Annotated in this window: 8 protein-coding genes and 2 pseudogenes; 6 read left to right on the forward strand and 4 right to left on the reverse strand. The window is 58.7% G+C overall.

Annotation, left to right across the window (positions count from 1 at the left end):
- Positions 1-183 precede the first annotated feature (183 nt).
- Both ltrA and CCGE531_RS31330 read left to right on the forward strand, forming a co-directional pair.
- Complete coding sequence (gene ltrA / locus CCGE531_RS31325; protein WP_120670860.1) at positions 184-1,725, forward strand: group II intron reverse transcriptase/maturase; 1,542 nt, start codon at positions 184-186, stop codon at positions 1,723-1,725.
- Positions 1,721-3,203: pseudogene (locus CCGE531_RS31330) on the forward strand (IS66 family transposase); the annotation flags it as partial. The gene ltrA and the pseudogene CCGE531_RS31330, both read left to right, overlap by 5 nt.
- A gap of 466 nt (positions 3,204-3,669) precedes the next feature.
- Here CCGE531_RS31330 and CCGE531_RS31335 read toward each other — a convergent pair.
- A complete protein-coding gene (locus CCGE531_RS31335; protein WP_245459537.1) occupies positions 3,670-4,611 on the reverse strand; it encodes a cupin-like domain-containing protein in 942 nt (313 codons plus the stop codon).
- 871 nt (positions 4,612-5,482) lie between these two features.
- Here CCGE531_RS31335 and CCGE531_RS31345 point away from each other — a divergent pair.
- The 3 genes and pseudogenes from CCGE531_RS31345 to tnpB all read left to right on the forward strand — a co-directional run bounded on the left by CCGE531_RS31345 (position 5,483) and on the right by tnpB (position 7,779).
- Positions 5,483-5,919: pseudogene (locus CCGE531_RS31345) on the forward strand (transposase).
- A 34-nt stretch (positions 5,920-5,953) separates the two neighbouring features.
- Entirely contained in the window at positions 5,954-7,378 is a 1,425-nt protein-coding gene (locus CCGE531_RS31350) for an IS701 family transposase (RefSeq protein WP_065091965.1), read from the forward strand.
- Positions 7,379-7,446: 68 nt separating this feature from the next.
- Positions 7,447-7,779, forward strand: a complete 333-nt coding sequence (tnpB, locus tag CCGE531_RS31355; RefSeq protein ID WP_081598427.1) for an IS66 family insertion sequence element accessory protein TnpB — start codon at positions 7,447-7,449, stop codon at positions 7,777-7,779.
- On the opposite strand, the gene CCGE531_RS31360 is transcribed toward tnpB, so the two are convergent.
- From CCGE531_RS31360 to CCGE531_RS31370, 3 genes are read right to left on the reverse strand one after another with little or no spacing between them, the layout of a single operon-like run.
- A complete protein-coding gene (locus CCGE531_RS31360; protein WP_348633856.1) occupies positions 7,687-9,549 on the reverse strand; it encodes a recombinase family protein in 1,863 nt (620 codons plus the stop codon). The genes tnpB and CCGE531_RS31360 overlap by 93 nt on opposite strands.
- A complete protein-coding gene (locus CCGE531_RS31365) occupies positions 9,546-9,809 on the reverse strand; it encodes a hypothetical protein (protein ID WP_037136419.1) in 264 nt (87 codons plus the stop codon). The genes CCGE531_RS31360 and CCGE531_RS31365 overlap by 4 nt, the downstream gene beginning before the upstream one ends.
- A gap of 26 nt (positions 9,810-9,835) precedes the next feature.
- Positions 9,836-10,297 (reverse strand): helix-turn-helix domain-containing protein, encoded by a 462-nt coding sequence (locus CCGE531_RS31370; RefSeq protein ID WP_120670862.1) that lies wholly within the window; start codon positions 10,295-10,297, stop codon positions 9,836-9,838.
- Positions 10,298-11,005: 708 nt separating this feature from the next.
- On the opposite strand from CCGE531_RS31370, the gene CCGE531_RS31385 reads away from it, so the two are divergent.
- Complete coding sequence (locus CCGE531_RS31385) at positions 11,006-12,658, forward strand: IS66 family transposase (protein WP_120670864.1); 1,653 nt, start codon at positions 11,006-11,008, stop codon at positions 12,656-12,658.
- Positions 12,659-12,697 lie beyond the last annotated feature (39 nt).

A 12,697-nucleotide genomic window follows, 5' to 3' on the forward strand; every position in this document is an offset into this window, starting at 1 on the left:
GCCGACCGCAAGGAACGCTGTCGGAGGTGCGGGTAAAGGATGTTGGAGAAAGCGAAGGCCGTGCTGCAATGGCGCGGATAGGGGTTATGGGCAACCAACATCACCCCGCCCGAAAGGGAGCAGACTTCCGACTGGTCTCTCATCGCGAGAGAACAGGCAGAACCCTCACAGGAGGAAAAGCAAATGGCGGTCATGAAAATGACTGGTGCAGCCTCCCGCGGAACGGCGGACTGGAACCAGATTGACTGGAGCAAGGTTCGACAATCCGTGCGGCGGCTGCAAGTGCGTATCGCGAAAGCAGTTCGGGAACGCCGCTGGGGCAAGGTAAAAGCCTTGCAACGGCTGCTGACCCACTCGTTCAGCGGCAAGGCATTGGCCGTGAAGCGAGTAACGGAAAATAGAGGAAAGAGAACACCCGGGGTGGACCGGACCATCTGGGACACACCCGGGAAATGCATCGGAGGATTATCGTCACTCAAACGGCGAGGGTATTCCCCGCTGCCGTTGAGGCGGGTTCATATATTGAAGCCGAACGGCAAATTAAGGCCGCTCGGCATACCCGCAATGAAGGATCGGGCGATGCAAGCACTGTACTTGCTTGCACTTGAGCCCGTGGCGGAGACCACAGCAGATCCTAACTCGTACGGCTTCCGGCCGTATGGGGCCACCCGCGATGCTGCCGCGCAGTGCTTCAATACACTGAGCAGTCGGCACGCAGCGGGCTGGGTTTTGGATGCCGACATCTCCGGCTGTTTTGACGAAATCAGCAAAGACTGGATCATCACCAACATCCCCACGGACAAGGTGGTGCTCCGGAAATGGCTGGACTCCGGCTACATGCAGGACGGTGCATGCTATGCGACGAAGGCAGGGACCCCGCAAGGTAGTCCGATCTCGCCGACGATCGCTAACATGGCTTTGGACGGAATGGAGGCGATGCTGCAAGCCCATTATGGCCCAAGGCGCCGCAACTGCCGAACCAAGGTTAACTTGATACGCTACGCCGACGACTTCGTCATCACTGGAGCTTCAAAGGAAGTTCTGGAGGAAACGAAGTCGATGGTTGAAACCTTCCTGTCGGAACGAGGGCTATCCTTGTCCGCAGAGAAGACCCGCATCGTGCGGGTGGAAGAAGGTTTCGACTTCCTCGGCTGGACCGTGCGCAAATACGATGGGAAGCTCCTCATCAAGCCCGCCAAGAAGAATGTGGCGGCGTTCCTGCGCAAAGTCCGGGCGATCATCAAGGGCGCCGCCGGCATGACGCAGGAGTATCTGATAGCCAGGCTCAACCCAGTTATTCGTGGCTGGGCCGGCTATCATTGCAATCAGGTGGCGAAGGAGACCTTCTGCAAGGCCAACTACCTCATCTGGGAGCAACTCTGGCGCTGGGCCTGTCGCAGACATCCGAACAAACCGCGCCGATGGGTGAAGGATCGTTACTTCGCCCTGGAAGGCACGCGCAAATGGGTGTTCCGCGCAGCTAGGAAGGACAGGGATGGAAAATGGACCTCTGTGCAGCTGCTAAACGCGGCGGACGTTCCCATCCGTCGTCATCGTAAGATACGGGCTGACGCCAATCCATTCGATCCGGCGTGGGATGGTTACTTCGCCCTACGGCGACACCAACCCTCGCCACGAGCGGATAAGCTCGATCCACGATCCCACTCCCTTTTATTATCACCGGAACCGGTGGCTCTCGTCGCTGAGGGCTTAGCAGAGGCTTGAGCTGCATGCCGGGAAACTGGCACGTGCAGTTCTAAGGGGGGTGCGGCCCGGAAACGGGCCGCGCCTACCCGACTGATGGCCGCGACGGAGGATGAAGTGGCGGCCCAGGCTGCTGCCCCCAGAACGTCGAGCGTGCGTTCGTTCACACGCAAACGGCCGGTGCGCAAACCCTGGCCAGAGGATGCCGAGCGCGAGCGCGTGGTGATCGATCCCCCGACCATCTGTGCTTGCTGCGGCGGGTCGCGCCTGTCGAAGCTGGGCGAGGATGTCAACGAGACACTGGAGGAGATACCGCGCCGCTTCAAGGTGATCGAGACGGTTCGGGAGAAATTTACCTGCCGCGATTGCGAGGCGATCAGCCAGGCGCCAGCACCGTTCCATGCCACGCCGCGCGGCTTCATCGGTCCGCATCTGCTGGCGACGATCGTCTTCGACAAATTTGGGATGCACAGTCCGCTGAACCGCCAGAGCACAAGGTTCAAATGTGAGGGCATAGACCTGTCGACCTCGACGTTGGCCGATCAGGTCGGATTTGGAGCGGCGGCCCTCATGCCGGTCTATGACCTGATCGAGAAGCATGTCTTCGCGGCCGAGCGATTGCATGGTGACGACACGACCATCCCGATCCAGGCCAAGGGCAAATGCGTAACCGGGCGAATATGGACCTACATCCGGGACGACCAGCCGTTCGGGGGAACGGCTGCGCCGGCGGCGATCTATTATGCGTCAAGTGACCGGCGCGGCGAACATCCGCAGAAGCATCTGGCCGAGTATGGCGGCATTCTACAGAGCGATTGCTACAATGGCTTCGAGCCACTCGCTGTCGCCGAGGCAAAAACGGTTCCGATCACCTTTGCCTTTTGCCACGCCCATTCGCGTCGCAAATTCTTTGCACTGGCCGATATCCAGAAGAATGCTCGGGATCACAAGCGGAAAGGCAAGCCGATCTCGCCGATCGCATTGGAAGCCGTCAAGCGCTACGACGAATTGTTCGAGATCGAGCGGCAGATCAACGGATTGAGCGCCGAAGAACGACTGGCTGTGCGGCAGCAGAAGAGCAAGCCACTGTTTGATGACATGCACGAGTGGTTGACGAAGGAACGCGCCACGCTCAGCAGATCGTCCGAGGTCATCGAGCCGATCGACTACATGCTCAAGCGCTGGGAGGGCTTTGCCCTCTTCCTCGAAGACGGAAGGGTCTGTCTTACGAACAATGCAGCGGAAAGAGCGTTGCGCGGTGTGGCGTTAGGAAGGAAAAACTGGACCTTCGCCGGTTCCCAGCGTGGGGCGATCGTGCCGCCGTCATGCTGACCGTCATCACCACATGCCGCCTCAACGATGTCGACCCAAAGGGATGGCTTGCCGATGTCTTCGCCCGCATCGCCGATCTGCCCGTCTCCCGGCTGCACGAACTGCTCCCATGGGAGTGGAAAAGGCTGCGCCAGGCCGAAAAAGCCTCTGCTCAAATCACCGCCTGAATCTTATCCGCAGCATACATCAGCAATGACCCGCGCACGCGACCCAGTTCCGCGGTTCCCGGAGTATGAATACATCTGGCTCGCGTCGCTGGCTGCTCAACTCTCTAAAGCTCTGTCTCCCGCCCTGCGCAGCCGCTCCAAATACCAGGCCCATAATAAGGAAGGCCGAAGGTTGCACAATTTACCTTTACAATGAACATCAGAGCTCACGTGCGATAACTGGCTATCAAACCGAACCTTCAAATCGACGACATCGTCTTTCACTGCTGCGATGCATGGCGCAAGCTTCAACGCCAGCTTTGGCGCGTCATGTCAATGGGCCAGGGCATGGAAAGCCCTCCTGTTACGAGGATTACTCGGCTTGTTCAAGCGACCGTCGGAGGAACAGCTCAGGGGGCAACACCTTACTACCGCAGCAGGTTTGATCTAGCAATCCCGTATGCGAGCTCGTTGCGGCTCACTGTTGTCAACTCACATAGCTCAGATAGGGCCGATATAGGGGAAACGTGATAGCTTCCGGTAGGTTGCTGATTACCGCCAGCGCGGTGACCGCGTTGTAAAAAATGACCTCTTTCGGCATGCCCTTGTCTGCCTGCGTTAGCGCATCTAATACGCTGCGATTCGTGTGAAAATCGATGTTGAAGGAAATCGAGGCCGATAAGCTGCGAACGTGATGGAGCGTTCCGGGCGGCATATAAAGGATGTCACCGGGATTTACCGTGATTACGACGGGTGTCGCTCGCTTGTACTGCGGAAAGCGCACATAGTCCGGTTGCTCCGGGTCCACATCAAACCACCGCCAACCTCGGCGTGCACAGCGGGTGGCTTGGCTGGGTGGGAGAATGGTGAACTGCTTCGCACCGAAGATTTGGAAAAATAGGTTATGGCTAAGCAGCGTATCGAAGTGGAGGGGGGTAACGGTTCCTTCCGGACCCATGAAAAACTGCGTATAGCGCCACCAGTGCCGGCGGTAAGACGAACTGACAAAGTTAACCGGGAAGGGCTGACAGTCCTCCGCCAAGCTCTCCACTAAGCCCAGTAGGGGGATGTCGTGGCAGTAGGGTGCCGCTCTCGCGTTCAATGAAGAGGCTCCATCGTGGCAAGATGGTGACTCCATTACAAACCGGGCGTATTTTGCTAGTTCCCAAGAAGAGACCTTAATCTCGCTGCCGTCGAGCGTTTTGGTGGGCACAATCATTGACCCGGCGACTTTCTCAAAATACTCAGGTGACCAGCGCTGACAGGCACTCCAGGCTGCACAGCCTCCACGTAGGAGAACCGGCCGCATGGGATCTCGGTAGTTCGTCGCAAATTCCCAGTCAAATAGCTCTGTCACTGTAGGAATCGATGACCAGCCAGAGTCTTCTAGCGGCGCCAATGAGGATGCTACTGTTTCGAGTTCAACCATTTTTAATCTCATATTTTGCGTGAATTCGTTGAGCGACGACTCCCATCGCGACCGTAGCGAATTGGCTAACCAGCAGCATGCGGTATTAACCTTTTGGACGGGTAAGTAGACCTTATATTTATGCAGGCGGCGGTCGAAACGTAGACCCGGCACTATCGAACCACTCGGGTCCCATTTCCGTATGCTTGCTCACATACTCACGAGCACTTGTCGCGGAAGGTGTCGTTTGCACCGAACTCTCTGAGCTTTGTAAACCGCATGGGATCACAATTCCCGCAGACGCCCGGGTGTACATTCATTCCTGTCATTTTCCTGTTAATTTCCGGATAGTAGGATATTCCGAATGTGCCCACCTGCTCAACTATTAGTCTTGGTAGTTGGTGTATATACATCTGAGCAGACCACCTCGGATGCGTACTGTCGACCGCGCGCATACAACTCGACCGCAAATGTCGGGATCTGGAACGATGCGCACGAGATAGGTGCTGGTTTCCATTGCTTTTGACGGATGGAGCGTGCTGAAACCAACGCATCAACGGCAGGGCGTTGCTTTTGCAAAGCAGGTAGAGACGTGGGGAAGTGACCTTCTCACCAGCAGCTTTGGGTTCGCACCAGTTGGCGACTTAATTGGCAATCGCGGTTTGCTGAACATCTGGCGTCGGGACGCTCGGCTGACCGTATGTCGGCGAGGAGATCTTGAAGATCGTCAATCCCATTTTCGGTCAGGCCTTTCATGGCGGCGATTTCTTGTGAGCAAGATAAAACCTCCACCTTCGGTGGAGCGTAAGCCCCGTCTGTGTCCATCGGTTCGGCTGCTTTTTGCAGCATAGGTTCGAATGCGAGAAGGTTTCCAGGCGCATATGGAAGCTGAATGATGGATGATGGATTTGTTGGTCGCTACGAGGTTGTTGAGCCGCGCCGCGGTAACCGGCGGTGGCCGGATGAAGTGAAGGCTCGAATTGTGGCGGAAAGCCTTGAGCCTGGTGTGCGAGTTGTGGATGTCGCGCGTCGTCACGGCGTAATAGCGAACCAGCTTTCCGATTGGCGGCGTCAGGCTCGCAACGGCATTCTGATACTGCCGCAATACTGCCGTCGGAGCGCAATGGTGTCGAGCCAGCGTTCGTGCCTCTGCCAATCGCTGCGGAGTCGCCTGAGCCTGTCACTCGTTTGTCGCTGCCGAAGCCGGCCTCCGACGGGCCTCAGGCGCAGGTTTTGACGTTGGAGATTGGCTCAGACATAGCGATACGGGGTCCTAATCTTACTGAGTCACAAAAAACGGGAGATTCGCAGTTTGCGATGATGTGCTAGCGTGGCGATTCGTGGTCAGCAGGAGCAAGCTGAGATGAATGGCCTGAGCGGAAGAAGTGAATCAGACTTTGCGGATTATGTCGAGAGGCTTGTCGATGTGATCGGCCATGCCGATCGGGCAGAGCCGCTGAAGGATTACTGCCTTGGCCTCATGCTGCCGGTGGAGCGCAAGAGTGTCGAGCCTCTGGCAGCGGTAACGGCACCGGCGAGGGTTTCGTCCAAGCATCAGTCGTTACTGCATTTCGTCGGTCAGGCGCCGTGGTCGGACGAGGCGCTTCTGCGGCGGATTGGCGATTTGGTGCTGCCGCTGATCGAGCGACATGGGCCGATCGAGGCGTGGATTGTAGATGACACCGGCTTTCCCAAGAAGGGCAGGCATTCGGTCGGGGTGGCGCGGCAATATTGTGGCCAACTCGGCAAGCAGGACAACTGCCAAGTCGCGGTCAGCTTGTCGATCGCCAACGTCGCAGCGAGCTTGCCGATTGCCTACCGGCTGTATCTACCCGAGATCTGGGCCGACGATGCCGAGCGGCGGCGCAAGGCGAAGATCCCTGACAGCGTCGCATTCCAGACCAAACCGGCCATCGCGCTGGAGCAGATCCGAGCCGCCCAGGCAGCCGGAGTGGCGCCCGGTGTGGTGTTGGCCGATGCCGGCTATGGCGTGGACGGCGCATTCCGCGCCGGCCTGTCGGCACTCGGCCTCGACTATGTCGTGGGCGTGCAGCCGACACTCAGCGTCTGGCGACCCGGCGAGGGACCATTGCCACCCGAGCCCTGGCGCGGAAAGGGGCGGCCAACCTCGCTGATGCGCCGCAGCCCCGAGCACAGCCCGATATCGGCCAAGGCGTTGGCGCAGGAACTGCCGCAAGATGCCTGGCAGATCATCGGCTGGCGGGAAGGAACCAACACTGACCTCAACTCTCGCTTCGCCGCCGTGCGCGTCAGGCCCGCGTCCAGGGATTACAAATTGACCGAGCCCCGCGCCGAGGAATGGCTGCTGATCGAATGGCCCGAGGGTGATGCCGAACCACTCAAATACTGGCTCTCCACTCTCCCGGCCGCCGCTTCGCTCGCAAAGCTCGTCAGCACCGCCAAGCTGCGCTGGCGCATCGAGCGCGACTATCAGGAACTCAAACAGGAACTCGGGCTCGGCCACTATGAGGGACGCGGTTGGCGCGGCTTCCATCATCATGCAAGCCTCTGCATTGCCGCTTACGGATTCCTCATCTCCCAAAGGGAGACGATTCCCCCCTCAGCGCCGCCCGAAACCAAAAACCGCCCGCAATCTGGCCTTCCCCAGGGTTATCGACCCCGCGGAGCCCCCGATCCGACCCGAGCGACACGTGTCGAATTCGATCGCCACAATCCGAAGGCACTTGACCGTCGCACTCAGTCGCAACCCCCAGCGATGTCCATGCTGCTCCCGGATGAAGGATCGATAAAATCCACAAATTTGTGACGCAGTAAGACTAACGATGTGCCCGTTGAACGGATCGCCGCTCTGGTGCGAGCCATGCGAGGGACGGCATGATCGTCGCGGGCCAACGCCTGCCGATCCTGATTGCAACGCGGCCGGTTGACTTCCGCTGTGGGCATCAGGCGCTGGCTCTGATGGTGCAGACCGAGTTGAAGCTCGATCCGCATTCCGGGGTGACGGTGATCTTCCGGTCGAAGCGCGGCGATCGCCTGAAGATCCTGGTGTGGGATGGCACCGGAATGGTGCTAACCTACAACGATCTGCATTCATACTGCATCTCTCTTTCGGATTCAGTTGAAGGTTTTGGCGTGTCTGGCATTTTCCTTATGGGCGGCGAGGCGATCGACGAGTTGGTTCCATCGACTGCATTGCTTTTGCGGTAAATCGCTCTTCGGAAGCTCGTACAGGTAATAGTGTCCGTTGTAGGCATGGCTGGTGACGAGGCCATGTTCAGCCCATCTGGCGAGGGTATGCTCATGGATATTGAGGTGTGCAGCCGCCTCCTTCTTTGTCAACATCCCACGATCCCGGAGTCGGTCATAGCGTGATCTCAGCTTGTATTCGCGAACAAGATAGGTGACGCGTTTGGTTGTGAAGCGGGCGTTGCGCTGGTCACGGCGCGTCACCGAGCCCGGACGGTATCCCTGATTGTTGAGAATGTCGGCGATCTCGGAAAAAATATGATCGTCGAGGAGTTTATCGATCAGTTGGATGACGTCGGGGCTCGTCTTGACCTGCTGGCTGGGCGATTTTGGGCTGATGGTGACGAGTGTCTGGGTTTTGCCGCCTTTGAAGCGAATATGAGCCTTGGTTGTGCCTCTCTTCGGTAGTTTGAGGAGGGTGACATCCTCAATGATGTGGGCAAGCAAGCGCTTTCGTTCGCGGTTCGGGGTCTCTGAATTGGTCCAGAGCTTTTTGAAGTCCGCCGTCATTGTGACCAACCGCTCGTGGACGGCCTTATTGAGGATGAATTGATCGTGCTCCTGGGCGCGCTCGCGCTCTTCGCGGGCATTAGCCAAGATGCGGAGCTTCTCGTTCCATTCCCCTTCGAGCGTGTCGGCGACAAGGCGGTTATTGGGATCGACGAGCATGAAACGGCGCTGGGCGAGATCGGCCTCGGTTTGGGCGCGCTCGATTGCGCGACAGCGCAGCCGGTCCGCCTCTTCATGTCGCGCTTCGATTTCTTTGCGGACTTCAATTGCCAGTTCGACGGCTGCCGGCGTCATCTGATCCGCGATCAACATGCCGATGGCTTCGTCGACGGGAGGAGCAGCGATCGCCTGGCACACGTGTTCTCCGCGATTGCTACGGGCGCGGTCACAAACGTACCAGGCTTCCTGTCGACCGCGTCGGGCAGCGTAGCGCATGTGAAAATGCCTGCCGCATTGCCCACACACGGCCCGTCCCTGCAGCACGCGCATCGCCGTCGAAGGCGTCAGTGGCCGAAAAACAGTCTGGCTATCGTGCAGGCGGGAGGGAAAGAGAATACCTTCCTGACGAACGGCCTTGACGGTCTGGGAGGCGGATCCGACGCGAGAGAACGTCTCAAAGAAATGAGCAATCGTCTCTCTAATTTGCATGTCCGGATCGAGAGCCACATTGCCGGAATGGTCATAGACCAGTCCGGTTGGCAGGGGGCAACGGAACTCGCCGCGCCGTGCCTTGTTGAGAATACCGCCGCGCAGCCTTGCCTTGATCACATGCAGTTCGGCCTCACTCATTGTTCCCTTGAGGCCGAGCAGGAGGCGGTCGTTGAAACTTGCCGGGTCATAGACACCGTCCTCGTCGAGGATCAGGGTGTCAGCAAGGGCGCAGATCTCCAGTAGACGCTGCCAGTCGGCATTGTTGCGCGCCAGCCGGGAGACCTCCAGACCCATGACGATCCCGGCATGCCCCATGCCGACATCGCTGACCAGCCGCTGAAATCCCTCGCGCCAGACCGCCGATGCGCCGGATTCACCCTGATCGTTATCGATGACGATAATTTGCTCCTCGCGCCAACCAAGTGCGATAGCGCGCCCGCGAAGCGCATATTGCCGCATGGCGCTCTCGGTATTGTCGATGACTTGCCGCATCGAAGATTGGCGGATGTAGAGGTAGGCGCTGCGTTCACGGTGATGGGACTGGACTTTGAGGTGTACATTCATGTTCATGGTGCTCTCCGTTGGTGGATGCTCATGGCGATGGTCGCCAGGACATGAACGACGGCGCTGAGGTCGTCGCGCGCCGGTCGGGTGGCCAATGACAGGTAAAACGGGTCTTGATCAGGGCTTGCCGCCGCAGGCAGTGCACGGGCCCATCCCCACATGCCGCGGCGCAGAAAAAGCATGAGGCCGCTACGGGCCTTGAGCGGCAGAACTTCGCCGAGAGCTGCACTGCGCAGCATCTCGTACTGGTCCGCGATGGCCGGCAATGAACATGCCGGTCCCGTGGCAACGTCTAGCAGATCGTTTTTTTTAACACCCGCTCGATCGTCCTGGGATGAAGCTCGATATCGAGTTCGTTGCGGACCATCTTGGCGAGCTCGCGTGCATGAACGGGTACGCCCGGAACCAGCCTTGCCTGCAGAAATGCCAGGACTTTGTCGTCGACCTTGTGGGGCCCGCGGGGACCCGGCTTTGCCGGCACCAGTCCAGCAATCCCACTCGTGTCGAAGTTTGCCTTGGCCTGGTAGTAGGTCGGTCTGGAAACACCATACTCGTCGGAAGCGTCCGTTACCGAGACGTTGTCGACGGAGACGCGTCGCAGCATCTCGTATTTGACCTGGACGGCGTCGCGCGGATCGAAGAACTCGCTGCCGCGGAACTTCGGGTCGCGCACCTTCTCGGAATTTGGATTGAAGGTGCCCTCGTCGATGAGGGCATCCATCTTTGATCGCTTGCCGCCGTACTTCGCAGGCATTGCGGGCTCCGGGTATGAGATCGAGCATTAATGTAATGCTAATTATACCGCACTTCTGATTTGTATCAAGGACATTCTCTGAGCAAATTAGGGAAATGTGCCGTACAAATCGGGATATATTGCTCATTGCGAGTCCTCTTGCGGCATAATCTCATTTACATTAGCGGCATAATTATCCTTACACTCCGCTCGCGACCGCGCTGCCAACCTGTCACAAAGGTGTTCCACCATGTTGGCCAATTCCATCAAGTTCGAAACCAGCAAGAGCGCCCGCCCGTTGCTCGCGGCAACTTCCGGATCAACGCTCACAAGATCAGTCCATTGAGGGGGAAGCGGCCATATGGCGCCATCGTCGGTCTGCAACAGCAAACGGCTGCCCTGTAAGTTACTTCGCTTGCCAACGCAGGGCAGCTGCCGTGCGAATAGAGGATGAAACGGATGCGTGACCCGCACTAGCTGCTGATCTGCGCTGGTTGAGGCTGCATTCTCAGATAAGGTACAAAATTCTTGAACATGGAAACTTTGCCTGGCCCAAGGTTCAGGATGGGACCATGCGTCTTTCCAGGGCTCAATATGAGGCTTTGTTCGAAGGTCTTGACTGGCGACGGGTCATGGCGCAACGGGTGACCGCGCCGTCCGCGGCGGGGTAAATATCCGGCCGCCTTTGCATTGTTTTATTTGGTTTGTGCTGCCTTGCTATAAGGCCGCATGTCATCGCCCCTTGATCTCAGCCTGTTTCCGGACCTTCCGCCAGAGGTTGTCAAAGCCTTTGCGGCGATGGAGTTCGAACTGTCGGTCGAGCGTGCTGCACGTCAACATGAGCAGGCTGTGGTTGCCGAAAGGGACGCGTTCATCGCCGAGCTGAAGGAACTGGTCGAGAAGCTTGAGGGGCAGGTTCACGACTATCGGCGCACGAAGTTCGGGCCGAAATCGGAAAAGCTCGATCCGGCGCAGATGGAACTGGCGCTGGAAGACCTTGAAACGGCGATTGCCGAAACACAGGCGCGGATCGCCGCCGTCGAGAAAAAGATCGAAGCCGGCGCATCCGATCCGGACAAGGCCGCCCCTCGCAAGGAGCGTAAGGCCCGTGCATTACCCGAACACCTGCCGCGGGTCGAGAAGGTGATCGAGCCCGACAGTATTGTCTGCCCCTGTGGTTGCGGCAACATGGTCCGGATCGGTGAAGACCGGACGGAACGGCTCGACCGGATTCCGGCACGCTACGAGGTGATCGTCACGATCCGCCCGAAATACGCTTGCCCCAAGGGTCGAACGGGCGTCGTCCAGGCCAGAGCGCCGGCGCATCTCTTGGAAGGGAGCTGGCCGACGGAAGCCCTTCTGGCTGAGATTGCCGTCTCCAAGCATTCCGAACATATGCCGCTCAACCGGCAGGCCGAGGTCATGGCGCGACACGGCGTGCCGATAGACCGCACGGTCCTTTCCGATTGGATGGGGCGCACGGGCAGCGAAATCGCACCGGTGGTCGACTACATGGCAAAACGGCTGCTGTTTGAAAGCACGCGGCTCTATGTCGACGAGACCACGGCTCCGGTGTTGGATCCGGGGCGAGGCAAGACGAAGACCGGTTATCTCTGGGCCGTGTTGCGTGACGACCGCGGCTGGAACGGTTCTGCGCCGCCGGGCGTGGTGTTCCATTATCGACCCGGGCGTAAAGGCGAATATGCCGCTGAAATCCTCGACGGGTTCAACGGGACAATCCAGGTGGATGCCTACGGTGGTTACTCTCACCTCGCCACGTCGGACCGGATGGGCGGTGATCCCTTGAAGCTGGCTTTCTGTTGGGCGCACGGGCGCAGAAAGCTGATCAAGGCCGCGCCAAAGAGTGGATCGCCCATCGTCGACGAGGCGCTGGTGCGGATCGCCGCGCTCTACAAGATCGAAGGCAGTATCCGGGGCTCAGATCCCGAACATCGCCGGGCAGTTCGACAGGACCTGTCCCTCCCGCTGGTGGACGAATTCTTCACCTGGCTGGCAGCGCAAGCCCAGCGCGTCTCACGCAAGTCCGACCTCGGAAAAGCCCTGGCCTATATGCTGACGCGGCAGGACGGATTCCGGCTGTTTCTGGACGACGGCCACGTCGATATCGACTCCAACCTGGTGGAAAACGCGATCCGCCGACCGGCCATGAACCGCCGCAATGCGCTCTTTGCGGGGCACGATGAAGGGGGCAGCAATTGGGCTCGGTTTGCCAGCCTGATCGGCACTTGTAAAATGAATGGCGTTGAACCCTACGCCTATCTGTGCGACCTCTTCACCCGCCTCGCAAACCGCCACCTCGCCAAAGACATCGATGCCCTGATGCCGTGGGCCTATGCCGCTCGCATCAAGGCCTCACAATGAGCTCGTCAGGTACTATCCGGTGAGCTCATATCCGGCCTC

This window comes from Rhizobium sp. CCGE531 (genome assembly GCF_003627795.1).
GTDB lineage: Bacteria > Pseudomonadota > Alphaproteobacteria > Rhizobiales > Rhizobiaceae > Rhizobium.